Annotated in this window: 22 protein-coding genes and 1 pseudogene; 14 read left to right on the forward strand and 9 right to left on the reverse strand. The window is 69.1% G+C overall.

Annotated elements, in window-relative coordinates; all coding sequences use genetic code 11:
- Together QHF84_RS20405 and QHF84_RS20410 are read left to right on the forward strand one after the other, a co-directional pair.
- Positions 1-904, forward strand: a pseudogene (locus tag QHF84_RS20405) (hypothetical protein); the annotation flags it as partial.
- A 21-nt stretch (positions 905-925) separates the two neighbouring features.
- Positions 926-1,474 carry a GNAT family N-acetyltransferase gene (locus QHF84_RS20410; protein ID WP_281315016.1) on the forward strand — a complete coding sequence of 183 codons (549 nt, stop codon included), beginning with the start codon at positions 926-928 and terminating at the stop codon, positions 1,472-1,474.
- Positions 1,475-1,941: 467 nt separating this feature from the next.
- Here QHF84_RS20410 and QHF84_RS20415 read toward each other — a convergent pair whose 3' ends face one another.
- From QHF84_RS20415 to bamD, 6 genes are all read right to left on the reverse strand, one after another.
- Positions 1,942-3,255, reverse strand: coding sequence for a PQQ-binding-like beta-propeller repeat protein (locus QHF84_RS20415; RefSeq protein ID WP_281315017.1), 1,314 nt, complete (start codon positions 3,253-3,255; stop codon positions 1,942-1,944).
- An 11-nt stretch (positions 3,256-3,266) separates the two neighbouring features.
- Positions 3,267-4,598, reverse strand: a complete 1,332-nt coding sequence (locus QHF84_RS20420) for a tetratricopeptide repeat protein (RefSeq protein WP_281315018.1) — start codon at positions 4,596-4,598, stop codon at positions 3,267-3,269.
- A 123-nt stretch (positions 4,599-4,721) separates the two neighbouring features.
- Complete coding sequence (locus tag QHF84_RS20425) at positions 4,722-8,063, reverse strand: sulfatase-like hydrolase/transferase (RefSeq protein WP_281315019.1); 3,342 nt, start codon at positions 8,061-8,063, stop codon at positions 4,722-4,724.
- Positions 8,060-8,536, reverse strand: coding sequence for a transcription elongation factor GreA (greA, locus tag QHF84_RS20430; RefSeq protein WP_281315020.1), 477 nt, complete (start codon positions 8,534-8,536; stop codon positions 8,060-8,062). Before greA ends, QHF84_RS20425 begins: the two co-directional genes overlap by 4 nt.
- Positions 8,537-8,624: 88 nt before the next feature.
- Positions 8,625-8,924 (reverse strand): hypothetical protein, encoded by a 300-nt coding sequence (locus QHF84_RS20435; protein WP_281315021.1) that lies wholly within the window; start codon positions 8,922-8,924, stop codon positions 8,625-8,627.
- A gap of 5 nt (positions 8,925-8,929) precedes the next feature.
- On the reverse strand, positions 8,930-9,787 hold the full coding sequence (bamD, locus tag QHF84_RS20440) for an outer membrane protein assembly factor BamD (protein WP_281315022.1): 858 nt from the start codon (positions 9,785-9,787) through the stop codon (positions 8,930-8,932).
- Positions 9,788-9,866: 79 nt separating this feature from the next.
- On the opposite strand from bamD, the gene QHF84_RS20445 reads away from it, so the two are divergent.
- Positions 9,867-11,375 carry a sigma-54 dependent transcriptional regulator gene (locus QHF84_RS20445; RefSeq protein ID WP_281315023.1) on the forward strand — a complete coding sequence of 503 codons (1,509 nt, stop codon included), beginning with the start codon at positions 9,867-9,869 and terminating at the stop codon, positions 11,373-11,375.
- 324 nt (positions 11,376-11,699) lie between these two features.
- On the opposite strand, the gene QHF84_RS20450 is transcribed toward QHF84_RS20445, so the two are convergent.
- Complete coding sequence (locus QHF84_RS20450; protein WP_281315024.1) at positions 11,700-12,971, reverse strand: DUF4388 domain-containing protein; 1,272 nt, start codon at positions 12,969-12,971, stop codon at positions 11,700-11,702.
- 76 nt (positions 12,972-13,047) lie between these two features.
- On the opposite strand from QHF84_RS20450, the gene QHF84_RS20455 reads away from it, so the two are divergent.
- Positions 13,048-13,986 (forward strand): MoxR family ATPase, encoded by a 939-nt coding sequence (locus QHF84_RS20455; protein ID WP_281315025.1) that lies wholly within the window; start codon positions 13,048-13,050, stop codon positions 13,984-13,986.
- Here QHF84_RS20455 and dnaE read toward each other — a convergent pair.
- Positions 13,983-17,612, reverse strand: a complete 3,630-nt coding sequence (gene dnaE, locus QHF84_RS20460; protein ID WP_281315026.1) for a DNA polymerase III subunit alpha — start codon at positions 17,610-17,612, stop codon at positions 13,983-13,985. The two genes, QHF84_RS20455 and dnaE, sit on opposite strands and share 4 nt — an antisense overlap.
- 458 nt (positions 17,613-18,070) lie before the next feature.
- Here dnaE and QHF84_RS20465 point away from each other — a divergent pair, with 458 nt between their 5' ends.
- The 6 genes from QHF84_RS20465 (at position 18,071) to QHF84_RS20490 (ending at position 22,707) form a co-directional block, all read left to right on the forward strand.
- Entirely contained in the window at positions 18,071-18,964 is an 894-nt protein-coding gene (locus QHF84_RS20465; RefSeq protein ID WP_281315027.1) for a hypothetical protein, read from the forward strand.
- Positions 18,965-19,406: 442 nt separating this feature from the next.
- Complete coding sequence (locus QHF84_RS20470; protein WP_281315028.1) at positions 19,407-20,024, forward strand: OmpA family protein; 618 nt, start codon at positions 19,407-19,409, stop codon at positions 20,022-20,024.
- 119 nt (positions 20,025-20,143) lie between these two features.
- Complete coding sequence (locus tag QHF84_RS20475) at positions 20,144-20,584, forward strand: cytochrome c (RefSeq protein WP_281315029.1); 441 nt, start codon at positions 20,144-20,146, stop codon at positions 20,582-20,584.
- A 13-nt stretch (positions 20,585-20,597) separates the two neighbouring features.
- On the forward strand, positions 20,598-21,071 hold the full coding sequence (locus tag QHF84_RS20480; protein WP_281315030.1) for a hypothetical protein: 474 nt from the start codon (positions 20,598-20,600) through the stop codon (positions 21,069-21,071).
- A gap of 338 nt (positions 21,072-21,409) precedes the next feature.
- Positions 21,410-21,589: a hypothetical protein gene (locus QHF84_RS20485; protein WP_272423088.1), complete on the forward strand. Its 180-nt coding sequence runs from the start codon at positions 21,410-21,412 to the stop codon at positions 21,587-21,589.
- Between the two features lie 35 nt (positions 21,590-21,624).
- Positions 21,625-22,707 (forward strand): TIGR04552 family protein, encoded by a 1,083-nt coding sequence (locus tag QHF84_RS20490; protein ID WP_281315031.1) that lies wholly within the window; start codon positions 21,625-21,627, stop codon positions 22,705-22,707.
- A gap of 325 nt (positions 22,708-23,032) precedes the next feature.
- Here QHF84_RS20490 and QHF84_RS20495 read toward each other — a convergent pair whose 3' ends face one another.
- The gene (locus QHF84_RS20495) at positions 23,033-23,773 is read right to left on the reverse strand and encodes a Crp/Fnr family transcriptional regulator (protein WP_232379562.1); all 741 of its coding nucleotides are present in this window, start codon (positions 23,771-23,773) and stop codon (positions 23,033-23,035) included.
- 191 nt (positions 23,774-23,964) lie between these two features.
- On the opposite strand from QHF84_RS20495, the gene QHF84_RS20500 reads away from it, so the two are divergent.
- From QHF84_RS20500 to QHF84_RS20515, 4 genes are read left to right on the forward strand one after another with little or no spacing between them, the layout of a single operon-like run.
- A complete protein-coding gene (locus QHF84_RS20500; RefSeq protein WP_281315032.1) occupies positions 23,965-24,477 on the forward strand; it encodes a DUF507 family protein in 513 nt (170 codons plus the stop codon).
- A gap of 10 nt (positions 24,478-24,487) precedes the next feature.
- Positions 24,488-24,805 (forward strand): hypothetical protein, encoded by a 318-nt coding sequence (locus tag QHF84_RS20505; protein ID WP_153817484.1) that lies wholly within the window; start codon positions 24,488-24,490, stop codon positions 24,803-24,805.
- Between the two features lie 37 nt (positions 24,806-24,842).
- On the forward strand, positions 24,843-25,904 hold the full coding sequence (locus tag QHF84_RS20510; RefSeq protein WP_281315033.1) for an NAD-dependent epimerase/dehydratase family protein: 1,062 nt from the start codon (positions 24,843-24,845) through the stop codon (positions 25,902-25,904).
- Between the two features lie 20 nt (positions 25,905-25,924).
- Positions 25,925-26,803 (forward strand): YicC/YloC family endoribonuclease, encoded by an 879-nt coding sequence (locus QHF84_RS20515; protein WP_281315034.1) that lies wholly within the window; start codon positions 25,925-25,927, stop codon positions 26,801-26,803.
- Positions 26,804-26,828: the final 25 nt, after the last annotated feature.

Raw genomic sequence — 26,828 nt, forward strand, 5'->3', positions numbered from 1 at the left:
GCCGGCGCCCCCGCCGGTCGCTGCCGCGCCTGCGCCTGCGCCTGCCGAGGCGCCCGCCGCGCCGCAGCCGGGCAAGGCGCCCGGAGCGCCGGGACCTCGCAAGCGGCTGCCGTCGCGCACCGGGGCACGCAAGAGTGCCGCCAATGTCGCCGCGGTCGCGGATCCCACGCGTGGAGGAGCTCGCCCGCCGGTCCCGGCCGCGCCCGCCGCGCCGCCGGTCGTCGCGGTGGCTCCCGCGCCTGCCGCAGCCGCGCCGAAGCGCCCCACCCCGAAGACGACCGTCATCGACCAGGCCTGGGGCGACTTCGTGCCCTCGGCGCCGCCGGTCGCGCCGCCGCCGCCGCCCATCGAGGAAGAGATCACCGCCTCGCAAGCGCGCAGCGAGCTGCTCGACATACCGGTCGATGACCTCGACGGCGAGACGGCCGTGCTCTCGGGCAAGGACCTCGGCCGCATCCCGGCGACACAGGACTCTGCCGCCGCACCTGCGCCGGCTCCGGTTGTGGCGCCTGCGCCCGTCGCTGCGCCTTCGCCGGCGGCCGCGCCTGTTGCTCCCGCCGCGCCCGTGCCCGTCCCGGCAGTCACGCCCACGCCGGCCCGCGTCGCTCCTGTCGGGCCCGCGCCGGTGCGCCCCGTGGCTCCCGCCGTCGCAGCCGTCCCGGCTGCTGCACCTGCACCCGTGCCCGCGGCTGCACCCGCGCCTGCGCCTGCGCCCGCTGCTCCGATGGCCCCTCGCGTGGCGCTCGTCGTCGCGGTCCGGGTCGCGGTCGTCGGTCGGGAAGGGGAAATCCGGGTCGTCCCGCTCGCGCCGGGCCAGGCCCCGCCGCCCGGCACGGCCACGGCACTGCTCGTTCCCTCGGGAGACGAGGACGCCGCCGTGATCGGCCGCCTCGTGGGGCTCTAGACGCTCGAAAAGGAACCATCCATGACGGACGCATCGGATCGAGTGAGGCCGCAACGCATCCGCATCACGAAGCTCCAGGAGACGCAGGTCACGGACCTCGTGGAGCTCGAGAAGGCGTGCACGGCGATGTACCACGACCTCGGCTTCGACGCGGCCGAGGTGCCGCCGCGAACCTGGAACGACATCGCGCACTTGCCGCGGCACCACAACGTCTTCGTCGCCGAGGCCGATCACGAGGTCGCCGGCTACCTGGCCTGGCGGGACGAGTCGCCGGGCGTCGCGTACCTCGAGGAGCTCTCGGTGCATCCGCGGTTCCAGCGCTTCGGCGTGGGGACGCGGTTGCTTCAGGCGCTCGAGGAGGATGCGCTTCGTTGTGGGCTACATGACGTAGTGGCCAGGATGTTCGAGAAGGCCACGTGGGCGCAGGCGTTCTACACACATCACGGCTTCGCGCAGCTCGGCGACCAGGCTTCGCGGAAGGTGCTCGGGTGGCGGGAGGAGCGCTCGGGTGGGCGTCCGCTGACGCGGCCGGGCGAGGTCCTGATCTGGAAGTCGTTGCGGGCGCAGTGACGTCCGGCCGGTAGATCGGACGGCGCCGTGCGAGGGGGCGGGGTGCGCGAGGGCGCGCGGAGGGAGACGTGTGTCTTCCGGGCGCGGCGGCGCGTCGGGGTCTGGGTCGGGGGTGCGGGTCCGCCGGATGGTGCTCGGCCGAGGTTCGGGTTGGTCCGCGGTCGGGGCTGGGCTGCGTCCGTCGCCAGGTCCGGCTCCGCGTCCACCCCCGCCCAGAGGCGGATCGCACGAGTTGACATAATGTATCTTATGCGAAATTTAGACGAGCCCGGAGGAGGGGAATCCGAGCCGAAAACCGGCCTGAAACCAGGCGTTCCTCGGGTTCGTCTGGACACACGGCGCGTCCCGCGACGCGCGCGTGCACGTCGGCGCCACGGCCGGCCGCCCACCGCGCCGGTTCCGTCCCCGCCGTTCGTGCTTCCGGCGTCGACGTCCCCCCGGACGCCCCTACGCCCCCCGCGCGCTCGTCAGCCGCCCTTCACGCCGAGCCTGCTCATCGACGTCTGCGCCGGTTGTGGTGTCGGCGGCGTGACCAGGACGCTGAGGAACGATCCCCCGTTGCCCACCACGAACGCACGCACCCCGTGCGCGGCCGGCGTCATCGCGAAGCTGCCGCCCGGCAGGATTCCGTCGATGAGCCCACCCGTCACGGGCGAAAACAGGAACAACCCGTACCGCGTCGTTCCCACGAGCAGCGCGCCCGCCACCGGAACCGGCGCCGTGATCCCGCCCTCCGGCAGGTTCCGCCGCCAGAGCGTCCGCCCGTCGTTCGGATCGAGCGCCCAGAGACCTGTGAGCCCGCTCGCAGCGAACAGGATCCGCTGCCCAGGAACGGACGGAAGCGGCCCCGTCCGCGGCGCGTGCTCCGGCTGCTCCCACAAAACGAGCTCCGTCACCCCGACGGCCTTCTCGTTCACCCACGCGCGCGTGCCGTTCTCCGCGTCGAGCGCGTACACGCCGCCCGCGTAGCCACCCACGAACACAACCTCACCCGAGGTGATCCGCGCCACCACCGGCGTCGTGTCCACGTCGAGGTAACGCGGCGCGTCGCCGCCGGCCTGCTGCTCCGCCTCGGCCGCGAGATCCACGGCCGGCCACTGCTCCGAGCCGTCCTCGAGGTCGTACGCGAGCACGACGCCGTCCGAGAACGCCGCGTACACCTTGTCCCGCCCGAGCGCCGGCCCCGCGTACCCGGCGACCTCCATGCCGAACGCCGGCGTCCGGTGCTGATGCCACTTGAGCGCCCCGGTCGCCGCGTTCATCGCGATCAGCGTGTCGTTGGCGTTGGTGACGTAGAGCACGCCGTTCCGCAGCACCGGCTTCCGGGCCACCTCGGCGTTCGTCGAGAACCGCCAGAGCATGCGGCCGTTGTCCGCGTTCACCTTGTAGACAGCGCCGTCGTTCGAGCCGAAGTAGATGACGCCCTCGTCGGCGTCGAAGAGCGGCTCGCTCTGCACGGGCCCCATCGTCTCGAAGCGCCAGATCGTCGAGCCGTCCTCGACCCGCAGCGCGTAGAGGCCGTTGTCGCTCGACGGGACGAAGACGCGCCGGCCCGCGACGTCGAGCGCGGGTTTTCCGCGCTCGTAGACCTCGGCTTGCTGGCGCGACTCGGCCGTGAGCGGCCTTCGGTATGCGATCGACAACGTGCCGCCCGGGTGGTGCAGCCACGTCGGGACCTGCGGCGTCGCCGGGATGCTCAGGCTCTCGCAGCCGAAGAGCGGGAGCGCGAGGGCCGCGGCGGCCGCGAGAACGCTGCGCGAGATCGCGACGGGAGCCCTCACACGTCCCTCGATCACGGCGTCCCGCCCTGCTTCTGCTGAGCCGCCTTCTTCTGGGCCTCCTCGACCATGCGCCGCGCCTTCTCCTGGATGTCGGCGGGCAGAGGCGCCCCTGCGCCGCCCCCGAACGCAGGCTGCTGCACGGCCGCGGAGGCCGGATCGATCTGGACCATGAGATCGTGCACCGCGCCCTTGAGGTACTCGAGCGGCTCGGGATCCTTGCTCGGGAGCGCGAGCTTGTCTTCGAGCGGCTTCAGGACCTCCTTCGCCTTGTCCTTGTTGCCCTTGGCGAAGAGGACACGCGCCTCGTGGTAGGTCGCGAGGTCCTTGTATCCCTTGACGTCGATGCCCGCGAGCTCCTTGAAGCTCGCCATCGCGCCGTCGAGATCCCCCTTGCCTTCCTTCGCGTACCCGATGCCCTCGGTGGCGCGGCCCTTCACGTCGGGATCCGCGGCCGCGAGCGGCGACGAGAGCACCGACGAATAGGCCTGGATCGCCTTGTCCCAGTCGCGTTTTTCGAGGTACGTGCCGCCCTGACCGAGCTGCGCGAGCAGGGCCGCGCCCGTGCCCGCGTGCTTGTCGATGACCTTGCCGTACGCGTCGAGCGCGGCCTGCGACTTCTCGGCTTCGTTCTTGAAGACGCGCGTCGGATCGATCTCTTTCTGATCGTCGGGGCGCTTGTCCTCCTCCATCACGAGCCCGCGATTTGCTGCCACGCCCGAGAAGAGATCGGCCGAAGCATCCCCGAGCTTCTTGTCGACGCGCGAGGACCAGAACGCATACCCGCCCGCGCCGACGATCGCCGCGAGGACCACCCACTGGAGGACCCCGACGTTCGCCTTGAGCCACTTCGTGACGGCCGAAGCGCTCCGCGCGAGCGCGTCGTCGACCATCTCGCCCGCGTCGAGCGAGTTCGCGACCGGGCGGCGCTCGGCCGCGTCCGCCTGCTCGCGGCGACGCTTGAGCAGCTCCTTGGCGCGCGCGTTCTTGTCGCGAGGCAACGCCGCGTCGTCCTCCGCAGCCGCCGCGCCGCCGACGCGCTTCTTGCGCCGCGCGAGCGCATCTTCGCGCCGGCGCGCCGCGCGGTTCGGCTTCGCGGCCTCCTGCTTCTCTTCGCCCTCGTCGGGCTCCGCGGCCGCGTCTCCGCCCTCGATCGCAGCGTCCTCTTCGCCCGCGACGCCGAGCGCTGCGGCGACACGCTGCGCGGCTTCGTCTGACGCTTCGTCCTCGGACTCCGACGCACGCGCCTTCGAAGGCTCGTCGTCCCCCGAGGTCTCCGCCTCGCGCGCGTCCTCGTCCTCGCGCTTCGCGCGGCCCTCTTCCGACTGCTTGTCCTCTCGCGACACGCCCGGGACTCTAGCCGCGCCGCCCCCGGCGTCAATCGGCCTCATCGCGGTTTCCGCGGGCCTTCCGCGGCCATCCCAGGGCCCGGCTCGGCGCCTCCGTCCCCTGCCCGTTCGTGACAAAAGCTACGGATTTTGCGGAGGATCTCCGTCGGACGAGCCCTCGCCGCCCTTCTCGGGCGTCCACGGCTCGGGCGGCGGCGGAGGCAGCTCGGCGACGAGCGGGACGACCGCGCAGGCCGAGAGCTCCACGTTCTGCGTCGCGTAAACGACGAACTCGCCGTGTTGACCGGGGCGCACCTTCACCGCCGCGGGCAGCGGCGCGAAGACCTCCTGCGGCTTGTCGCCCGGCGGGACGTAGAGCGTGGCAGCGGTGCGCGCATCGAGCTCGGGCGCGCGCTTGGGAACGAGGCCGCCCGTCTCGCGATCGCCGCTGCTCACGAGGCGCCGCGTCCCCATGCCGAAGCGGATCTCGCCGGGCCGGTCGTCGTTCGACCGCGCGCGGCAAAGGACCCGCAGCGCGTCGCCGCTGCCGTCGGACTTCGGCACGACCATGCCGACCGCGACGCCGCTCCGCGCGAACCGCCGGAGCTTTTCCAAATCGCGCTCGCGTGGGCCGCCGACGAGCTCGAGCACGTCCGCCTGGAGCGCGATCCGGAGGCCGTTCGGGAGCGGATCGGGCACGCCGAGCAGGCGGATGAGCGGGGCGCGGAGCTCCGGGCCGGCGCCGAGCGCGACGAGCGCCTCGGAGAGCGCGACGCGGGCGTGCTGGTAGCGCTCGGTCGCGAGGTGCTCGGCGAGCGCGGGGCGAGCCGCATCCTGGCCGATCGCGGCGAGCGCCTCGGCCACGTGCGGGCGCAGGCGCACGTCGTCGAGAGCCGTGATGAGCGCGGGCAGCGCGGACTTGGCGCGGATCTTCGCGAGCGCCGCGACGATCTCCTTCGCCCGCTCGAACGGGATGACCTCGCGCTTGTCCGCGCGCTTGCCGTACGCCTCGCGGAACCACGCCACGAGATCGTCCTCGCCGCGTCCGTCGCCGCCCTCGGCGAGCGCGAGCGCCGCGAGGCGCCGCCACTTGGGATCACGATCTTCGAGCAGCTCGCGCGTGCGCGGCGCGCCCTCGCCGAGCCGGGTCAGCGTGAGCGCCGACCAGCGACGCACCTCGTCGTCCTCGTCCCGTACGAGCGCGAGCCGCATCGTCGGCGAGACCTCCGGCCGTTGGAGGTCAAACAACACCTCGGCGGCCTTGCGCCGGATGAGCACGTCCGCATCGTCGAGCAGCGCGGCGACGTCGAGCGCCGCGTCCGCATCGCCGGCGATCCCGCGCCGGAGCGCCTCGGGCCAGCCCTTCCCTTCGCTGCGCAGCCCGGCGATCTCGTACCGCCCGTGCGAGGCCTCCACGCCGCGGAGCTCGCTCCGCATGTCGGCCATGTCGGCCGCACGCGCACCCGAGAGATCCCGCGTCTGCTCCGGATCGCGCTCCACGTCGTAGAGCGCGCAGGCGCCGATCCTTCGAGCACAAACGAGCCGGAGCGGCCCACGCGCCAGCATGGTCATCGTCTCCGTCTCGGCGAACGCGAAGCCTCGCGCATCCTCCGGGCTCGTGGCGGTACCCGCGAGCGCGCGCCCGAGATCCGCGCCGCGCACGCGCGCCGGCCGCGGGATGTCGAGCCCCGAGAGCACCGTTGGCAAGAGGTCGACGAGCTGCACGGGAGCTGCCACGCGCCTCGGCGCGAAGAGACCCGGCGCGTGCACCACGAGCGGCACGCGGACCTGCTCCTCGTACACCGTGGTGCCGTGGTAGCGGCCGCCGTGATCCTGGAACTCCTCGCCGTGATCGGCGCTCACGATCACCACCGCGTTCGGCCGACGCGCGCGCACCGCGGCGAGGATCGTGCCGAGCCCCGCGTCCGCCGCGGCGATCTCGGCGTCGTAGCGATCGATGTCCCGATCGCCGAAGGGGTGCTCGGGGTGCGTCTCGTAGGGCTCGTGCGGCTCGAAGAGGTGCACCCACAAGAAGACGCGCGCGCTCTTGTCGACGCCGTCGAGGTACGTCTCGACCTGCTTGGCGCGGCGATCGGCGCTCGCGAACTCGACCTTGCGGTACTCGAAGTCGAGGCCACGCTCGCGGATCGGGCCGAAGCGCTCGGCGTCGATGAAGAACACCGCCGGCGGGAAGAAGGCCGCGGTCTTGTAACCATAGCGACGGAGCTGACCCGCCCACGTCTCGGAGTCGCCGCCGAGGCCCTGCAGCACGAGCGGCCGGATGTACTTGCCCGTCATCAGCGAGGTGACGGCGTACGAGGTGTGCGGCGTCGGCGTGTACGCCCGCTCGAAGACCACGCCCTCGGCCGCGAGCGCGTCGATCGTCGGCGTGGTTTTGCGCCCGTACCCGTACGCACCGACGTGATCGGCGCGCAGCGCGTCGATCGTGACGAGCACGATGTCGCGGCCCGCGAGATCCACCGCGTGGCCTGCTTGCCCCTGGTTCACGACGAGCGGCGTGTCGTCGAGCGGCGGCGGCGGCGAGAGCGCGGCCGCGATCTCCACGGCGTTCGCCAGAACTGGCGCGCGCGTCAGGTACACGAGCCGCACGTTGTCCGCAGGCGCGAGGCGCTCGGCCGCCGAGGGCGAGGCCGCCGCCGAGAGCGCGAACAAGCCGAGCGCCAGCGCCGCGCGCGCGAGCTTCATGCCGAACGGCGCGATCGATCCTTCTGCATCCTCGGCGCTGCCGGGCCGCGTTCGTCGTTGCGCGTCCCAGGCGACCGTGACGAACGGCGCGAGCAAGAGTGCGAGGAGCGCGAGGCCACGATGAAACGCCGGATAGAGCCGCGGCAGGACGAGCAGGTTGACGAGCTCGACCGCGAAGATCAGCGCGATCACGCCGAGGAAGACGCCCAAGCTGAACGTGCGTCGCGGCTTCGGCGCGAGCGCCCGCGCGACGAGCGGCCCGAGCGCAAACGCACAGGCGAACGCGACGACCGCGACGACCGCGACGAACGGCGCGCGGATCGACCCTGACAGAAGGCGCCCCGTGGACACGCCGAACGCCACGGCGCCGGCAAACCCCGCCGCGGCGAGCGCGAGACCGACGCGGCCCCATCGCCCTTCCGCGTGGCGCGCGCACTCGACGACCACTCCGCCGATCGCCGCGGCCGGCGCCGCCGCCGCGAACGCGATCGGCCAGAGCTTCCAGAGCGCGAGCGTGAGCTCGTGAAGCCCGACGAGCTCACGCCGGAAGACGAGCCCGACGACGACGAGCTCGACCAGCAGGAACACGCCGATCGCGAGGTAGCCGTCGGCGATACGCCATCCGAGCGGAAGATCCCGTGTCCGCGCGCGCGGCCGCGCCACGCTCGCGCCGTCCCGGTCCGGCTTGGGTGCCGAGACCGCGAGCCGACCCTTTGCGCGGCTCGGTCGGGGCGCGGCGGGCGGGACGTGTGCGCCCTCCCCGCCGCGGTTCGTCATGAATAGCTGATCTCGAGGATCTCGTAGATGCGCGGTCCGGCCGGCATGACGACGCGGACCTCCTCGCCGACCTCACGGCCGATGAGCGCGCGCGCGAGCGGCGAGGATACCGAGATGCGGTTCTGCTTGATGTCGGCCTCTTCGGGCCCGACGATCTGGTAGACGACTTCCTCGTCCGTATCGACGTTCACGAGCTTCACGCGGGCGCCGAACTGGATCTTGCTGCCGCTCAGCTTGCTCGGGTCGATGACCTCGGCGCGGCTCAACGTCTGCTCGATGAACGAGATGCGCGCGACGATGAGGCCCTGACGCTCCTTCGCGGCGTGATACTCCGCGTTCTCCGACAGATCGCCGTGATCGCGGGCCACGCTGATGTCCTTGACCACCTGCGGGAGCTCGATCTTCTTGAGCCGCTCGAGCTCCTCGCGCAGCCGAGCTTGCCCTTCGGGCGTCATGGGCACCTTTTCAGACATCGCAACACCTCGAAAACGACGCTCGGACACGCCGAGCCGAACCTTCGATCCCCTTTAGCATGTTCAGGCCGAAGCCGCGCCCACCGCGTCAGCTCGGTCCACGCCAGCGCACGATCCGCCGCGGCATCGGCCGCCCGGCATCACGCGCCGCGCGCAGGGCCGCCTTGACCAACGCCGCGCCCGCTTTCTCCAGACCCGCGACGTCCACCCCAACGGCCGCGCCCTCGATGCGCGCCGTCACGCTCGCCTGCTCGACGCGAATTTCGAGCGGCAGATCCGCATCGGGCAGGTGCGCGAACCCCCGGTACGTCGCGCTCGATTCTTCCTCGTCCGCGCGCTCGAGCGCGTATCGCACGCCCGCCGTGGGGCGCCTCTGCGACGCGTCCATCCGCTCTACGTTCCCTGCTTGCTCGCCGCTCTTTGCGCGTCGAGCTCCGAGAGAAACCGCTTCGCCGTCACGGCGAAGGGCCCGCCGTACTCGTCGAGCACCTTCTGGAAGACGGCGCGCGCCTCGTCGGGCTTGTTCATCCGCATGAGCGTCTCGCCCTTCAGCACGAGCGCCTCGGGCTCGAGCGCCGATCCGGGGAAGAGCTTGAGCGCGTGATCGATCCGCGCGATCGTCGCCGGGTAGACGTCCTGCCGCAGGTAGAAGCGCGCCACGTAGAGCTCGTGCCGCATGAGCCGACCCTGCACGGCGTCGTGCATCTTGCGCACGTCCTCCGTGTAGCGGCTCCGCGGGTTGTCGCGCAGGAACGCGCCGAGCTCGCGGTACGCTTCGAGCGCCGTGCCTTGATCACGCTCCTCCTGCGGCGGCAGGAGGAAGGTGTCGTCGATGTCGCGGAAGAGCGACTTCGCGATGCGATAGCGCGCGTACTCGACGTCGCGATCGGTGCGGTGGTTCTGGATGAACTCGCGGTAGGCCGAGACCGCGTCCGCGTACTTCTCCTGCTCGAACTCGACGTCCGCGATGCGCAGCTCCGCGAGCGTCGCGTACCGGCTGTACGGAAACAGCTTCCGCACCTCGGCGAACAGGGCGCGCGCGTCTTCCCAGGCCTTGCTGCGGTACGAGCGCATCGCCTCCTCGTAGGCGGCGCGCGCGTCGTCCGTGTAGGTGAGGGTCGCCTTGCGCCCGTCGCCGACCTGGAGATCACAACCCGCAGCCGCGAGGAGGAGCAGGGGCGCGACGATGCCGAGAGCTCGGGCGAGATTCGCCGAGACCCTCGAAGACGTCGAACCGCAGACCTTGACCATCCCGCGCTCCGTAGCCCTTTCGCGGCCGGCGCGCCAGTGCTTCCTGCCCCGCCGGGAGGCAGGTATGGATAGGTGCGGCATGGAAAGCTCGTTCGTTACGCCCCAGGCGCCCCCCGGCGAGGCCCTGGGGGCCGCCGTCGCCCCCACCGTCCTCGTCGTCGACGACGAGCGCAACATCCGTCGCACCCTGGATCTCGTCCTGCGCGGCGAAGGCTACGAGGTCATCGAGGCCGAGAGCGGCGAGCAAGCCCTGGAGATCCTCGCGAACGGCGGGAGGCCCGTCAACCTCGCGATCATCGACCTGCTCCTGCCCGGCATGGGCGGTCTCGAGCTGCTCGAGCGCATCCGGCGCGACGAAGCCACGAAGAGCCTGCCCGTCGTCGCGATCAGCGGACACGCGACGGTCCACGACGCAGTGAAGGCCATCAAGCTCGGCGCGGGCGACTTCTTCGAAAAACCCGTGAGCCGCGAGCGCGTGCTCGTCAGCGTCAAGAACGCGCTCTACTCGTCGGAGCTCGCGCGCAAGGTGCGGGATCTCGAGGCGGAGCTGCTCGCGCGCTACGAGATGATCGGCCGCGCGCCGGTCATGCAGAAGCTCTACAAGGAGATCGACCGCGTCGCGCCGACGAAGGCGAGCGTGCTGATCACGGGCGAGAGCGGCACGGGCAAGGAGCTCGTGAGCCGCGCGATCCACCGCCTCTCGCCGCGCATCGCAGGCCCCTTCGTGAAGGTGAACTGCGCGGCGATCCCGCGCGAGCTCATCGAGAGCGAGCTCTTCGGCCACGAGCGTGGCGCCTTCACGGGCGCCCAGTTGCGCAAGCGCGGCTTCTTCGAGCAAGCACACGGCGGCACGTTGTTCCTCGACGAGATCGGCGACATGGAGCCCTCGGCCCAGGCCAAGGTGTTACGCGCGCTGCAATCCGGCGAGATCAGCCGGCTCGGAAGCGAGCGGACGTTGCAGGTCGACGTGCGCGTGCTCGCGGCGACGAACAAGGACCTCAGCCGCGAGGTCTCCGCCGGCCGCTTCCGCGAGGACCTCTTCTTCCGCCTCGCAGTCTTCCCCATCCGCGTGCCCTCGCTACGCGAGCGCATGGAGGACATCCGGCCACTCGCCGAAGCCTTCATGGCCTCGTTCTGCAAGGAGAACGGGCTCAAGCCGAAGCGCATCGATCCGGCCGTCCACGCCGCGCTCGAACGCCGCAGCTTTCCAGGCAACGTACGCGAGCTGAAGAACGTCATCGAGCGCGCAGCGATCCTCTCCGGCGACATGGTCACGATCGCCGACCTGCCCGAAGACCCCCACGCGAGCCCATTCGACGATGATCTCCAGGCACCGGAAGCGCCCGATCCGAGCGAACCCATGCGCACGCCGCCGGGCCCGCTTCCACCATCGATCGAGAACATCCCGCGCACGGAAGGCGGCCGCCGGCTCACGCTGCGCGAGTTCCGCGATCAAGCCGAGCGCCGCTACATCATCGAGGTCCTGCAGAGCCTCGACTGGAACATCTCGCGCGCCGCGATCGTCCTCGGCGTCGAGCGCACGAACCTCCACAAGAAGATTCGCGCGTACGACATCCGGCGGGGATGACTGTTCGACAGCGTAGCGCCGGGGTTTCACCCCGGACCCGACGAGGGGCTGTCCGCCCCTCGACCCGGACCAGCGCAAGCGCTGGACCTTTCGTCGATGACCTGCGCGATGCGCAGTTCATCGAACAGGCCGAGGCAAGACTGGCAACGACCTTGCCAGTCAAAGCCGCCGCGACTGGCAACGCTGTCCTGGTCTTGCCACCGGCCTGTGGGAAGAACTGCGCATCGCGCAGTTCTTCCCCCTGAGGTCCAGGGCTTGCCCTGGTTCGGGTCGAGGGGCGAACAGCCCCCGCGGGGCCCGGGGCAGCGCCCCGGCGCGGCGGCCTCAGGGCCGACCGGCGCCCCCCACCACGAGAGGAGCGATGATGTCGGCGACGCTCTTCGCGAGTAGCGGCGCCCCTGCTCCGCTTCGCGTCGAGGCCTCGCGCAGCACCGGCTCCGCGATGAAGATCGCGAACGACACGTAGTCGTAGAGCCACTGCGCCAGCATCGCCTCGGCTTGATCCGGGCCGACGAGCATCGCCACGTTCTCGATGATCTGCGCGTCGTCGAGCGTCCCGTCGGGCCTCGGCCCTGCGCGCATGAAGAGCGCGTCGTAGATGCCCGCGCCCGTCGCGAACGAGGCGAGGTGCTGCCGGACCTCGTCGCCGCGCTTCACGGTGTCGACCTCGCGCATCACCATCGACATCGCCTCGTTGAAGAGCGCCACGATCGCAGCCGGCCCCGTGGGACGCGGCGCGCGCACCGTCACGCATCCTCCTTGCACGAGCTGGAAGATCTGCCGCGTGACCTCGAACTCCCCCTGCCCCACCGCACGGCAGATGTCCGCCACGGATCGCACGCCGTCGATCGCCTCGTAGACCTGCGCGAAATCTCCTTCACTCGGCGGCGGCCGATCCGGCACGCGATCCGGCACGTGCTCGGCCGACGGGATGCGCTCACGGAAGTAGCGCATCTCGTCCATGCGCCGCACCGCTTCCATCAAGAGACCACTCACGGGCACGTTCTGCCGCGACGTCAGCCGCGCCTCGTCGAAGCGATCGAGGAAGTAGAACATCCCGCTCTCGGCGCGGATCACCGCGTAGACGATCTCCTCGACCTGCCGGCCCATGAGCTGGAACAACGTCTCGCGCGAGATGTGCCCCATGCGCACCGCCATCTCGCCGAAGCGCACGTCGCCCGTCACGGCCTTCGCGACCTCCTGGAGCTGCTCCAGCGACAGCGCGCCGTACCGATACAGCACCTCCCCGAGCCGCTCTCCTTCGGCGCTCGAGTGCGCGCCCACGACCGCGCCGTGCTCGAAGAAGATGCTCCGGTTCGTCGCGCCGTCGTAGATCGCGAGCTCGCCGGTCCATGCGCTCTGGCCGATCATCGACACGATGTCGCAGAGCGCGCTCGCGCTCGTGATCTCGCCGCAGAGCTTGAGGCTCCCCGCCTCGGGCGCGTCCGCGCGGCGCATGACGACCACGTGCGCGGGTGCCGGCATCAGTCGGAACGCGCCTTGTCGCGCGCGCATCCGCTGGCTCGCCAGCTTGCCGACTGGGTGCGCCGTACCCGTGCCGTCCACGCGCACGAGATCGTGGCCGTCCTCGCCCATCTGCTCGGTTTATAGCAGGACACGAGCTCGACATGCCCCGGCTTTCCGCGGGGATGGCCATGCTACCGTGCTCCCCGTGACCGCCTCCCCCGATCCGATCGCCTCTCCCCAGGCGCTCTCGGCTGCCCTTGGCGGGGCGCGCTACCTCTGCGACCCGTCCACGGCCCTCTCCCTCTGGCTCGCCCTCCGCATGGAGCGCCCGCTCATGCTCGAAGGCCCCGCGGGGGTCGGCAAGACCGACCTCGCCCGCGCCGCCGCCCAGGCCCTCGGCCGTTCGCTCATCCGGCTCCAGTGTTACGAGGGCCTCGACGAGGCCAAAGCCCTCTACGAGTGGGATTACGCGAAGCAGATGCTCTACACGCAGCTCCTGCGTGACGCGATCGCCGCCGAGACGCACGGCGCCACCATCGCGGGCGCCGCGCAGATCGTGGCCAAGAGCGAAGCCTCCTTCTTCACCGAGCACTTCCTCCTCTCGCGCCCGCTGCTCGCCGCGATCCGCAGCGAAGCGCCCGTCGTCCTGCTCATCGACGAGGTCGATCGCGCCGATCCCGAGTTCGAAGCGTTCCTCCTCGAAATCCTCTCCGAGCTGCAGGTCACCATCCCCGAGCTCGGCACCTTCCGCGCCAAGCACCCACCGCTGGTGCTGCTCACGACGAACGCCACGCGCGAGATGACCGAGGCGCTCCGCAGGCGTTGCCTGCACGCTTTCCTCGACTATCCGGCCTCGTCACGCGAGCTCGCGATCCTCGAGCTCGTCGTCCCCGGCATCGATAGCACGCTCGCCTCGCACCTCGTCGCGTTCATCGGCGAGCTCCGCAAGATGGACCTTCGCAAGGCGCCCGCCGTGAGCGAGACCCTCGACTGGGCACGCGCGCTCGTCCTCCTCGGCAAGAGCAAGCTCGATCCGGATCTCGTACGCGACACGCTCGGCCTCCTGCTCAAGCACCAGGAAGACAAAGTCTCGGTCGAGCCGCGCCTCGAATCGCTCCTGAAATCGACCACCGCGTCGAGTTAACGCAGCTCCGCGACCTTCTCCCCAAAGAGTTTTTCCAGGCGCGCGAGCATCTCGTCGCTCGGCGTCACCGTGAGATCCCGCCCGAGCGCGAGCACCGCCTCCGCGCCGTCATCGAGCTGGATCAAGAGGTGCACCGGGCAAACGCCGCGGCTCGACGCCAGCACGTCCCGCAGCTTGCCGATGTGATCCCGCGTCGCCTTCCGCGCCTGCACGCGGATGCGCACGCTCTTCGTCTCCGCGCGGATCGCGTCCGCGAGCAGCACGACCTCGTCGAGCATCAGCGTCGGATCACGCGGCGCCGCCTGCTCCTCCTCGGCGCCCTCCTCCACTTGCGGAAAACTCACCTTGCCCGACACGAGCACCGGCTCGTTGCCCTGCAGGATCGCGCCGTACGCCTCGATCTGCTTGTCGCGCACCTTCACCTCGACACGACCGCTCGTGTCTTCGAGATGGAAAAACGCGATCTTGCCGCCGCCGCCCTTGAAGATGCGCTCGCGATAGCCCTCGACCATCCCGGCCACGCGCACCCTCGACCACGCATCTTTATGCGGGAGCGCGCTCGCTGCGATCACCTCGAAGCGACTGAGCTCCGTGCCGTATCGATCGAGCGGATGCCCGGAGACGTAGAAGCCGAGTGACTGCTTCTCGCGCACCAGCATCTCGCGCAGATCCCACGGCTCGCACTGCGGGTACTCGTCGAGCTTCTGCTCCGCCGCGGGCGCCGCCTTCGCGAACAGGCTGAACAGCGACCCCTGCCCGCGCTCGCGATCCTTGCTCGCGCTTCGCGCACGTTCGAGCGCCTGATCCAGCGCGGCGAACGCGCGCGCCCTCGTGATCCCGCGTGGCAGGAGCGTCGCGTCGAACGCCCCCGACTGCGTGAGCGCTTCGAGCACGCCCTTGTTCACGCGCCGCGCGTCGACGCGCTGGGCGAAGTCGAACAGATCGGCGAACGCGCCGCCCGAGGTGCGTGCTTCGAGCACGGCCTCGAGCGCCGACTCGCCCACGCCGCGGATCGCGCCGAGGCCGAAGCGGATCTTCGGATCGTACGGATCGGCGTCCTTGATCTTGCTCGGCGCCTTCCTGCCGGTCTTCTTCGTCGCCTTGCCCGGCTCGCTGTAGACGACCGAGAAGTCGATGTTCGACTCGTTGATGTCGGGCGGGAGGATGTCGACGCCCCAGGCGCGGCCCTCCGCGATGATCCGTACGACCTTCTCGATCTTGTCGCGATCCGCGGTCATCAGCGCGCAGAGGAACTCCACGGGGTAATGACGCTTGAGGTACGCGGTCTGGTACGTGATGAGCGCGTACGCGGCCGAGTGGCTCTTGTTGAAGCCGTAGCCCGCGAAGAACTCGAGCAGACCGAAGATGCGATCGGCGTCCTCGGCGGACACACCCTTCTTCAAGGAGCCCTCGACGAAGATGGACTTCTGCTTGGCCATCTCCTCGGGCTTCTTCTTGCCCATCGCGCGGCGGAGCAGGTCGGCGCCGCCGAGCGTGTAGCCGGCGAGCATCTGCGCGATCTGCATGACCTGCTCCTGGTAGACGATGACGCCGTAGGTCGGCTTGAGCAGATCGTCGACGAGGTCGTGCATCTTCGCGATGGGCTTGCGCCCGTGCTTGCAGTCGACGAAGTCCTTCACCATGCCCGTGCCGAGCGGGCCGGGGCGGTAGAGCGCGACGGCGGCGACGATGTCTTCGAAGTTCGTCGGGCGCAGGTCCTTGAAGAGCTGCTGCATGCCGCTCGATTCGAGCTGGAACACGCCCGTCGTCTCGCCCGACTGCAGGAGGTGGAACGTCTCCTCGTCTTCCAGCGAGATCGCGTTGATGTCGAACGCCTCGGCCGCGCTCTTGCCCTTTTGATCGGGCCGCGCGCGGATCAGCCGCACCGCGATGTCGATCACGGTGAGCGTCTTCAGGCCGAGGAAGTCGAACTTCACGAGGCCCGCCTGCTCGACGTCGTCCTTGTAGTACTGCGTGACCAGCGCTTCGCCGTTGCGGAAGCACGGCACGTGGTCCCAGAGCGGACCCTCGCTGATCACGATGCCGGCCGCGTGCATGCCGGCGTGCCGCGTGAGCCCCTCGAGCTTCTGCGCTTGCGTGAGCAGCTCGCGCACCGATGGATCACTCTCCATGTGCGCCTTGAGCTTCGGCTCGATCTCGATCGACTCGGGGATCGTGTACGTCTGACCCGGCCCCTTCTGCGGGATCAGGTTCGCGATCTTCTGCGCCTCGGCCGGCGGGAAGCCCATCGCGCGGGCCACGTCCTTGATGACGCTCTTCGCCTTGAGCTCGTGGAACGTCGCGATCTGCCCGACGCTCGTCTTGCCGTACTTCTCGGCGACGTACCGGATCACCTCGTCGCGCCGATCCATGCAGAAGTCGACGTCGAAGTCCGGCATGCTCACGCGCTCCGGGTTCAGGAAGCGCTCGAAGAGCAGGTTGTACGGGATCGGATCGAGATCCGTGATGCGCAGCGCGTACGCCACGAGCGAGCCCGCGCCCGAGCCGCGGCCCGGTCCGACCGGGATCCCCATCTCCTTCGCCTGCCGGATGAAGTCCCAGACGATCAGGAAGTAGCCGGGGAACTTCATCCCGATGATGACGTCGAGCTCCATGTCGAGGCGCTTGCGGTACGCCTCCTGGTCGACCTCCTTGCCCCCGCGGCGGAACTCCTCGAAGCGCTTCGTCAGCCCCTCGTGCGAGACGTGCCGGAAGTACGAGTTCGTATCGAACCCCTCCGGCAGCGCGAACGTCGGCAGCATCGGCTGGCCGAGCTTCAGCTTGAGCCCCGCGCACCGCTCGGCGATCTCCAGCGTGCTCTTGATGGCCTCGGGGTGGTCGCGGAAGACGTGCGCCATCTCGTCCGGCGACTTGAGGAACATCTCGAAGCTCTGGTGATGCGCTTCGAACGCGTCGGCATACGAGCGGTTCGCCGCGATGCACGACAGGTAGAGATGCCCCTCGCCGTCGTCGCGGCTGCCGAAGTGCGCGTCGTTCGTCGCGACGATCGGCAGGCCCCGATCCTTCGCGAGGCGCGTGAGGATCCCGTTCAGCACCGGCTGCTCGACGAGCCCGTGATCCTGCAGCTCCACGTACAGGCTGCCCGGCTCGAACGCCTCCACGAGCCGATCCATCGCCGCGCGCCCTTCGTCCTCGCCCTCCTCGAGCACGCGCTGCGCGAGCACGCCGCCCATGCAGCCGGAGAGGCCGATCAGGCCCTTGTTGTTCTGCGCGATGAAGTCGAGCGTCACGCTCGGCGCGGCTCCGCTCACGGGCGTCACGTGCCCCTCGGACACGATCCGAACGAGGCTCTTGTAGCCCTCGAGGTTCGACGCGAGCAGCACCAGGTGATCGACCGGCGCGTCGTCCGTCTTGCCGCTCGGCGCGTCGTTTCGTGCGGTGCGCGGCCGCGCGACGTTCACCTCGCAGCCGAGGATCGCGCCTACTTGGGCGTCCTTGCACGCCTTGTAGAGCTGGATCGCGCCGAACATGTTGCCGTGGTCGGTCAGCGCCACGGCGCGCATTCCGAGCGCCTTCGTCTTGCCGACGAGGTCCTTGATCTTGAGGGCCCCGTCGAGCAGCGAGTACTGCGAGTGGACGTGGAGATGAACGAACTCGGCTGCCACGATCGATCTTGCCTCGGAGTCTGGAGCAGCTCGGGCGAGCTTCGTTTCAGGATAGGCGCGCGTCACGACGCGTGATGCATCTTCGTGATGCGCAGCGTCGCCGGTGAAGCTGTATCGTACGGCTTCACTGTGGTGGTGTGCGCGGCGCCGCACCTGGGGACGCCCTTGTGAAGCGGGGACGCCCTGGCTAGCATGCGCGACATCCACGGGCACTCGACTAGCTGCCGTGCGCTTGACGACCCGCGCTCGGGTCCGGGAAAGTGAGTCACGATTCTATGCTTCGCACTCGTCTTCTCTGTGCCGCTTTCGCGGCGACTTCGCTCGCGGTTCTTGGCTGTGGTTCCGATACCGTCGAGCAAAAACCACCGGCGCCGCCGCCCGAGGATCCCGCGGGTCTCGCGCCTCCGGAAGAGCCCACTGGCCTGTCTGCGTGTGAGGGCGCGGGCAAGGTCATGGCGATGAGCGAGATCTTCCTCGGCGACACGAAGCGTGACGGCACGCCGGATCCGACGGGTGGCTGGAAGGCGTTCGGCTACGACCTCGACGGTCGCGCCTCGACGAAGGCGTCGGTCGGCCTCTGCAAGCCGCGCGCGGGTGGCTCGCCGGCGGCCGTGTATCCGGACGGCGACGAGGGCCGGGACAACTCGTTCGGCAAGAACATCCTGCCCGTCATCCTCGGCCTCGCGAACGACATCAGCGTGCAGGCGAACGAGGCGATCTCGAACGGCGAGTTCACGATCATGCTCGACATGTCGACGCTCGGCACGTCGGCGGACTGCAACAACCTGTCGTCGAAGCTCTACGGCGGCGCGGAACTCGGCGCTCCGCCGAAGTGGGACGGCACCGATCAGTGGCCGCTCATCCCCGAGCTCCTGAGCAACCCGATGGATCCGGCCTCGGCGAAGATCGTCTTCCCGAAGAGCTACGTCGTGAAGAACACGTGGGTCTCGGGCACGAAGGGCACGGTCAAGCTCTCGCTCTCGATCAGCGGCTTCACGATCTCGCTCGACATCAACAGCGCGGTCATCACCGTGGATCTCGACGCGGAGCGCAACGGCGGCACGAACGGCACGATCGCCGGCGTCATCGAGACCGAGGCGCTGATCTCGGAGATCTCGAAGGTCGCGGCGGCGTTCGACGAGTCGTTCTGCGATCCGAAGTCGCCGACGCTGCAGAGCATCCTGAACCAGATCCGCCAGGCGTCCGACATCATGAAGGACGGCACGCAGGATCCGGCGGTCGAGTGCGACGGCATCTCGATCGGCCTCGGCTTCAACGCGAAGGCCGTGCAGCTCGGCCCGGTGGCGATGCCGGGCGAGCCCCCGCCGGATCCCTGCGCGCCGATGCCGTGAAGGCTCGCGTCGGACACGAGGGGCCGGTCCGCTGTGCGGCCCCTCGTCGCCCGACGTGGTCTTCGAAGGCCTTCGTGATGTAGAACAGAGGGCGCATTTCGGCGCACGCCAGCGGGGGGAAGGCGTGTGATTCGGCGGCGCCCTCTGGTTTGTCGGGGGGATCGTGGAGGAAGGGAGGGCCGAGCACGTGGACGGCGGGAACGTGCCCGGGTGAGCCGTTTGGCCCGCGAGAAACGTCGAGGGGCTGGAAGCGGGGGACGCGTAAGGCGTCCGCACGCTGCGACGTTGGGTGGGGTATCGAGCGGCGGAAAGAAAAACTCCAAACCGCCTGAAGAAACCTGATAGAAGCGCGTCCAAGACCCCGTTCGGCTCGACGGCTGCCTGCACGCCGGTGAACCATGGCTTGGCCGCGGCCCGTGCTTCTTGGAGGAGATCAATCTCTATGCAAAAGTTCCTGGCTCCCGTTCTGTGCACCGTGCTGATGGTCGGCGCCCTCGGCGCGATGACTGGCTGCACGGCCTCTGCGTCCGTGGGTAGTGGTGCCGAGACGCCGCCCCCGCCCCCGCCGCCGCCCCCGCCGCCCCCGCCGCCCCCGCCGCCCCCGCCGGCAGCGGCGCCCGCGTCCGAGCTCAAGATGGAAGGCAACAAGCTCGTTCTCCCCGGCGCCATCGTCTACAAGACGGGCAGCGCGGAGCTCGAGCCGGTCAGCTTCCCGATCCTCGACCAGGTCAAGACGTACCTCGACTCGAAGCCGAACATCACGTTGCTCCGCATCGAGGGCCATACGGACGCGGACGGCGACGCGGCGAAGAACCTCGACCTCTCCGCGCGCCGCGCCCAGTCGGCGGCGAAGTACCTCGTGGGCAAGGGCGTCGATTGCAAGCGCCTCATCGCGGTCGGGTTCGGCGTGACGAAGCCCGTCGCCGACAACAAGACGCCCGAGGGCAAGGCCCAGAACCGCCGCACCGACTTCATCAACGCGGCGATCAACGGCAAGCCCATCATGAAGATGCCGGTCGACGGCGGCGCGCCCAAGGTCCTCGACGCCTGCGCGCCCTGACGATCCCGCATCTCCCCTCCTCTGCCTCCCTCCCCTTCGTCCCCTCCCGAACCCCGGGGTGAGGCGAACCCAGCCTCCGAAAAGCGCTGGCCAATCCGCCCCGGGCCCATCATCCCTTCATGGCCATGCGCCCGCTCGTCCTCACGTCGCTGCTCCTCGGCTCATCGCTCGTCTTCGCGGCGGGATGTGATTCCTCCTCGCGTGACGTGCGCGAGTGGAAGCCGACGGATCACGATCAGCCCATCGGTCAACAACCCGGGCAGGTCGCCGCGCGTCCCCGCAGCTCCGCAGAGCAGGGGCCCGATCAGGCCCTCGTGGAGATCGCCTGGCAGCGCAACTGCGCGAGTTGTCACGGCCAGCGCGGCAAGGGCGACGGGCCGCAAGGCGCGATGATGCGCGCGCCCGATCTCACGCGATCGGACTGGCAGGGGCAGGTGACGGACGATCAGGTGGCCGAGGTCATCCGCAAAGGTCGCAACCGGATGCCGGCGTTCAGCAACCTGCCCGATCAAGTCGTCACGGGCCTCGTCGGTCGCATCCGCGCGAACCGCTCGCCTTGATCCGCGGGCCGCGTTGACTTCCCCTCTCGCCCTCGTCACGTTGCGGCCGATGCAGCGGGAAACGACGACGGACGAGGAGACGCAGCCGCAAGCCGAAGAACCGGCGAAGCCCTTGTTCACGCCCTCGCCGCGCAGGCGACGGCTCCTGTCGTTGCTCCTGCTCGCAGGCGGCGGCGCGGCGGTCCTGTCGCTCGCGCCGCACTGGCCCAAGGAGCGCTCGGTCGATTTTCGTCTCGACGGCGAGGTCGGCACGGTCGTCGGCTTCGACGTGACGTGGTCCCGGCCCGGCGCGGACGCAGAGGCAGTCAGCGGCAGCTCGTTCCGCTTCGAGCCCGGGCGCGCGCCGAAGATCGTCCACACGACCGTGCACTTGCCCGACGGTTCGTATGCACTGGACATCCGCGTCGACCGCGCGGATCGCAGCGACTCGATGCAGCGCACGCTGACACTCGGCGACGCCGAGCAGATCACCGTGCCGCTCCGCTGAGGCAGAGAGCGTCCTTCAAGCGTCACCTGCGTCTCCCGGGACACGCTTCGCGGGTCGAGAAACGACCTGCAAACTCGCCATCAAGCATATGAATCTGTTTGATATTTCGCCGTAGATGCCGGTGAGGCTTCATGCGGGAACGGAACGTGTGACGAATTCGCTTGATGCGGCGCCCCAGACACCGCTACTTCTTGGCCCGTTGGCTTGGGGTGTGGCAGCTTATCCTACATGCTCTTATCTGTCGCCGATGAGCGCACCCTGTCGTTCCTGGACGGGGGCCGCGCCGCGGCGCCGGAGGGCGATCCGAGGGTCGGGTCGCCTGCACTGATGGAGGACCGATGAAGATCACGCCCTGGTACCTGGCCGCTCTCGCTCCCTTCGCCGCGATCGGGTGCAGTGGTGCATATCTCGGGCACGCGGCCGTCGTCGTCCTGACGATCGGTATCTTCTTTGGCACGCTCTCGCTCGGTCGGACGCCGAACGCGCCGCCCCCCTCGCCGCCGAACGCGCGCGCGTGAACGCGCCGTCGGTTCGGCGCTGTTAACCTCGGGTCATGACGTACGACACCGTCGGCTCTCTCAAGGGCCTGGACGAGTTTTCCTTGATGGACCTCGAGGCGGTGCGTCTCATCCTGCGAGGCGACTCCGTCGTCGACTGGCACAGGCTCCACGTTCGCGACGAGGAAGAGGCGCGCACGCTCTTGCGAGCGCAAGAGTTCCGGCCCGAAGAGCCCGCAGATCGCGCGCGGCTCGAGGCGATCAAGAACGAAGCGATCGCCTATCTACGTCGGCACTTCGAGTTCCCAATCCCCAAGCCCGTCGCTCGTTGCTCCGTGGAGGAGCTCCTGGTGCTCGCCTCGGGCAAGGGTCACAGGCAGCTCTGCGCCTGCACGATCCTGAAGGCGATGCACATCATCCATCACCTCGAGGGGCGCGAGCTGCTCTTCTCGATCCCGATGTCCGACCAGGATGTGTTCCACCTGGTGGAGGAGAAGGTCTACCGGATCGTGGGCGGGATGCTCGCAGCCGGCTTCCCCATCACGGAGTTCATCGGAGGTCGAAAGAACAAGGACTCGCTCTACACGAAGCTGCTCTCGAAGACCGACACGACCGCAGCAGCCATCTACGACAAGCTGCGGTTCCGGATCGTGACGCGGGAGGCAGACGACATCCTGCCGATCCTGCTTTACCTCTCGGAGCGGCTGTTTCCGTTCAACTACGTCGTGCCCGGGCAGAGCACGAACACGATCTTTCACTTCCGTAGTTATTGCGATCGTCACCCGTTCCTACGAATGCTGCTCCGCGAGCTGCAAGCGGGAGTGGATGACGGCCTGACGCTCAGCAACAACACGTTCAGCGATCAGAGCTATCGCGTGATCCACTTCGTGGTGGATCTACCCGTGCGGCTGCCCCCCGAGATCATGGAGCTCGCACCGCCGGCAGCATGGGCCCTCGGTCCGATCGTGTTCGTGCTCTGCGAGTTCCAGCTCATCGACCGCGAGACGGAAGCGGCCAACGAGCTCGGAGACGCGAGCCACGCGAAGTACAAGGAACGGCAAAAGGTGGCCGTGATGCGTCGCTTGAAGCTCGGCGGTCGAGCCCCGACGCGTGTTCCGACGTCGAAGCGGAATCGGTAGGAACCGCGGAGCCGGGGTTTCACCCCGGACCCGACCAGGGGTTGTCCACCCCTGGACCCGGACCAGGCACGGCCTGGACCGAGGGCGACAGCGCGCGATGCGCGCTGTCGACAGGGACAACGTCCTCAAGCGACACGTCGTCGCCGCTGTCTTGGTGGGCGAGGTGGGTTGCGTCTTGTCTTGGCCCGCTGGAGAAACCGCGCATCGCGCGGTTTCTCCATCACCGGTCCAGGCCGTGCCTGGTCCGGGGTGCCGGGGGCGGACAGCCCCCGGCTGGGGTTTGGGGCGACGCCCCAACCTCCCGCCAGGGGCTGAGAACGCGTGATCAGGTACGGGTCTTCAGGCCTTCGCGGTCGAGCACCACGATGCGGCGGCGGTCGACCTCGATGATGCCTTTGCGGCGGAGCTCGCCCAGGGTGAGCGTGACGGTCTCGCGGGTGGAGCCGATCATGCTGGCCATCTCCTGGTGCGTGAAGGGGGCCGAGATCAGGACGCCGCGCGGGTCGGGGATGCCCCAGCGCTGGGCGGCCTTGAGCAGGAACTCGGCCAGACGCGCTTCCACGTTGCGGAAGAGCATCGAGGCGAGACGTTCTTCCGTCTCGGCGTTGCGCTCCACGAGCGCGCCGACGAGCGCGTTCGCGAAGGCTTGATCCGAGGACATGAGCCCGCGGATCGTGGCGATCGGAACGACGAGCGCTTCCACGTCTTCCGTGGCGATCGCGCTCTCGCGGTGGTTCGGGACGCCGCCGAGCGCGGCCTCGCCGAGGAGGTCGCCCGCGCCGCGGTAGCCGAGCGAGAGCGTGTGCCCTTCGTTCAGCGCCCGGACGAGGCGGACGCGTCCGCTGCCGAGCATCACCACCGAGTTCGCGGGGTCGCCCTGGGTCACCAGCGGCCGGCCGCGCGTCACTCGCTGGATCGTTCCAGCGTCGGCCAGGAGGGTCTGCGACGCGGGCGAAGCCGCGCTACCGACTGCTCCACGCCGAAGAATCCGCCGCTTGCGTGCGTCCGGATCGAGCCCCCCGTCGTTGCCGACCGCGCCGGAACGAGCCGGGACGTTCGGTGCCATCGCATCCTTACCCATCATATCGAGACTGCTCCTCTAGGTGCGTTTTCGCCGTGCGGGCCCTGAAAAAGAACGCGGCTTGCGTTGACATCTCCGAAGTACGGCCCGTACCTTTCGGGGGCCGAAGCCCCAGCCGAAGAACCCAAGTTGGCGGGGATCCGGTGCCCCGCTCCCCTGAAGCTACGGATCGTTGGATGCGCCTCTTTAGCGGTAAAATTGCCCCTCTCAGCGAAGAAATCGTCAAAACCCTGGCGGACAACGGGGAGATCGAGTGTGAGGACCGAAAAGAGGTGGTCCGCGACCTGGAGTCCGTCTTTTCTCAGTACCTCGCGACGGAAAAGGAAGTGATGGACAAGTCGAAGGCCACGCTGGAGTCGCGTGGCCTTCCGCCCTCCGAGCTCGGGCGGATCCGGAAGATCATCGCCGAGCAAAAAGGGATCAAGATCGGCGAAGACATCCTCGACTACTTGCTAGACCAGTGCATCGAGATGCTCATGCACTCGGGCAACGTCGACGAGGTCTTCGGTCAGGATCACGACCTCCGGCGTCGCATGCGGCCTGTGCTGAAGAAGTACCTCGCGGCCGACGACGAGCTCGACGCCGAGGTCCGGAACAAGATGAAGAACCTGCAGGAAGGGACTCGGACCTGGGAGGTCGAGTACCAGAAGATCAAGAACGAGATCCAGCGCCGCAAGGGCCTCGTTTGAGGAGGGACTGATGGGCTGGATTCCGAAGGTCGAGCAGAAGCGCCACTTCTGCCACAAGTGCAAGAACGAGCTCGTCTTCGAGGTGAAGCTCCAGCGCGCCGACACGTGCCCGCACTGCGGCGTCGACATGCACTGCTGCAAGAACTGCGAGTACTGGGATCCGTCCGCGCACAACCAGTGCAAGGAGCGGATCGCCGAGTACATCCCAGACCGGGAAAAGGCGAACTTTTGCACGTTCTTCACGTTCAAGAACGGCGTCCCGGAAGATACGTCCGCGCAGATCGCCAAGTCGAAGGCCCGCCTCGACGATCTGTTCAAGAAGAAGTAGGTCGCGAGCGCCCGCGCATTCGAGCATCGAAACGGGCATGTCCACCCCTCGTTACCTGGTCACCGGCGGTGCCGGCTTCATCGGCAGCAACATCGTCGCGGCGCTCGTCGCTGCGGGCGAGCGCGTCCGCGTGCTCGACAACCTCGCCACGGGGATGTGGGAGAACCTCGACGGGATCTCCCCTTCCTCCGCTGTCGAGCGCATCGAGGGCGACATCCGCGACCCCGAGGCCGTCGCCAAGGCCGCCGCGGGCGTCGAGGTCGTTTTCCACGAAGCCGCGCTCGGATCGGTGCCGCGCAGCGTCGAGGACCCGGTCACGAGCGACGCCGTCAACGTCGGCGGCACCGTCAACGTGCTCGACGTGTCGCGCCGCGTCGGCGTGCGTCGCGTCGTGTTTGCCGCGTCGTCCTCGGCGTACGGCGAGACGCCCGTCCTGCCGAAACGTGAGGACATGCAGCCGATGCCGCTCTCGCCGTACGCCGTGACGAAGCTCGCGTGCGAGAGTTATTGCCGCGTCTTCGCCTCGATCTACGGCCTGGAGACGATGTGCCTGCGGTACTTCAACGTCTTCGGCCCGCACCAGACACCCGAGGGGCCGTATGCCGCGGCGATCCCGCGGTTCGTCGACGCCGCGCTCGCGGGGAGGCCGATCCGGATCTTCGGCGATGGCGAGCAGACGCGCGACTTCTGCTTCGTCGACAACGCGGTGCGGGCGAACTTGCTCGCGGCCGCGTCGCCTCGGAAGCTCTCGGGCGAGGTCGTCAACATCGCGGGCGGAAGGCGCGTATCGCTCAACGCGCTATGTGTCGAGATCGGCCGCGTCCTCGGCAGGACGCTCGATGTCGAGCACGGCCCGGCCCGTCCGGGTGATGTGCGGCATTCGCTCGCGGACGTCAGCCTCGCGCAGGAAATCCTCGGGTACGAGCCTTCCGTGCGGTGGGAGGACGGCATCGCCCCGACGATCGCGTACCTGGAGGCGCTCCGGGCGCACGGGCCGGCCGAGGCCGCTCGGCGGGCGGCTGAACGACGTGCGCAAAGTCCGCGGGAGAGCGCAAATCTTGCGGGTGTGACAACTAACGTTGTTGCACTCTTTCGGTGAGCGACGTATCCGGCAGAGCCATGCGGAGCATGACGGGGTTCGGGATCGGCGAGGTGACCCTCGGAGAGGGCCGCGTGCTCGCCGAGATCCGCTCCGTCAACCAGCGCTTCCTCGACGTTCGCACGCGGCTGCCGCGAGAGCTCGCCGAGATCGCGCTCTTCGCCGAGCAGGTGGTGCGCGAGCGGCTGCGTCGCGGACGGGTCGAGCTCGTCGTGCGCACGGAGGGGCCGGTGTTGACGGCGGCGACGCTCGACGTGGCGCGCGCGCGCTCGGCGTTCCAGCAACTCCTCGCGCTGCGGGACGAGCTCGCGCCGGGCGCGGAGCTTCCGCTCGCGTTGCTCTCGGCCGTGCCGGATCTGTTCATCCCGCCGGCGGGGCCGGAGCTCGCTGCGGTGCGCGACGCGGTCAGGCGCGCGATCGAGGCTGCGATTTCGGCGATGGACGCGATGTGCCGGGCCGAGGGCGAGGCGCTGCACGCGGATCTCTCGGGGCGGTGCCAGGCCCTGCGGCGCCTCATCGAGGCGATCGCTGCGCAGGCGGATGGCTTGCGCGAAGCGGCGCAGCGACGGATGCACGAGCGGCTCGAGCGGCTGCTCGCGAATGCGGAGCTCACGGTGGATCGAGGCAGGCTCGAGCTCGAGCTCGCGATCCTCGTGGACAAGAGTGATTTCACCGAAGAGCTCACGCGTCTCCGGAGCCACCTCGATCAGCTCGAAGGCGTGCTCGCGTCGAGTGGAGGCGAGCCCGTGGGGAGGCGGCTCGACTTCCTTCTCCAGGAAATGGTACGCGAGGCCAACACGCTCGGCGCGAAGGCCCAGGACGCCTCGGTCAGCCAGCTCGTCGTCGGCATCAAGGTCGAGCTCGAGCGGCTCCGCGAGCAGGTGCAGAACGTCGAGTGACGCGGACACGCGCCAAGGCCTAAAA

Origin of the sequence: Polyangium sp. y55x31 (assembly GCF_029946505.1) — a bacterium.
GTDB lineage: Bacteria > Myxococcota_A > Polyangia > Polyangiales > Polyangiaceae > Polyangium.

Excerpts from the sequence above, each read along its gene's own strand:
- QHF84_RS20500 (WP_281315032.1), top strand. The coding sequence starts at position 23,965 with ATGCGCCTCTTTAGCGGTAAAATTGCCCCTCTCAGCGAAGAAATCGTC.
- QHF84_RS20505 (WP_153817484.1), top strand. The coding sequence starts at position 24,488 with ATGGGCTGGATTCCGAAGGTCGAGCAGAAGCGCCACTTCTGCCACAAG.
- QHF84_RS20410 (WP_281315016.1), top strand. The coding sequence starts at position 926 with ATGACGGACGCATCGGATCGAGTGAGGCCGCAACGCATCCGCATCACG.
- QHF84_RS20435 (WP_281315021.1), bottom strand. The coding sequence starts at position 8,924 with ATGGACGCGTCGCAGAGGCGCCCCACGGCGGGCGTGCGATACGCGCTC.
- QHF84_RS20490 (WP_281315031.1), top strand. The coding sequence starts at position 21,625 with ATGACGTACGACACCGTCGGCTCTCTCAAGGGCCTGGACGAGTTTTCC.
- QHF84_RS20485 (WP_272423088.1), top strand. The coding sequence starts at position 21,410 with ATGAAGATCACGCCCTGGTACCTGGCCGCTCTCGCTCCCTTCGCCGCG.
- QHF84_RS20470 (WP_281315028.1), top strand. The coding sequence starts at position 19,407 with ATGCAAAAGTTCCTGGCTCCCGTTCTGTGCACCGTGCTGATGGTCGGC.
- QHF84_RS20495 (WP_232379562.1), bottom strand. The coding sequence starts at position 23,773 with ATGGCACCGAACGTCCCGGCTCGTTCCGGCGCGGTCGGCAACGACGGG.
- QHF84_RS20465 (WP_281315027.1), top strand. The coding sequence starts at position 18,071 with ATGAGCGAGATCTTCCTCGGCGACACGAAGCGTGACGGCACGCCGGAT.
- QHF84_RS20515 (WP_281315034.1), top strand. The coding sequence starts at position 25,925 with ATGCGGAGCATGACGGGGTTCGGGATCGGCGAGGTGACCCTCGGAGAG.
- QHF84_RS20425 (WP_281315019.1), bottom strand. The coding sequence starts at position 8,063 with ATGACGAACCGCGGCGGGGAGGGCGCACACGTCCCGCCCGCCGCGCCC.
- QHF84_RS20445 (WP_281315023.1), top strand. The coding sequence starts at position 9,867 with ATGGAAAGCTCGTTCGTTACGCCCCAGGCGCCCCCCGGCGAGGCCCTG.
- bamD (WP_281315022.1), bottom strand. The coding sequence starts at position 9,787 with ATGGTCAAGGTCTGCGGTTCGACGTCTTCGAGGGTCTCGGCGAATCTC.
- QHF84_RS20475 (WP_281315029.1), top strand. The coding sequence starts at position 20,144 with ATGGCCATGCGCCCGCTCGTCCTCACGTCGCTGCTCCTCGGCTCATCG.
- QHF84_RS20450 (WP_281315024.1), bottom strand. The coding sequence starts at position 12,971 with ATGGGCGAGGACGGCCACGATCTCGTGCGCGTGGACGGCACGGGTACG.
- greA (WP_281315020.1), bottom strand. The coding sequence starts at position 8,536 with ATGTCTGAAAAGGTGCCCATGACGCCCGAAGGGCAAGCTCGGCTGCGC.
- QHF84_RS20510 (WP_281315033.1), top strand. The coding sequence starts at position 24,843 with ATGTCCACCCCTCGTTACCTGGTCACCGGCGGTGCCGGCTTCATCGGC.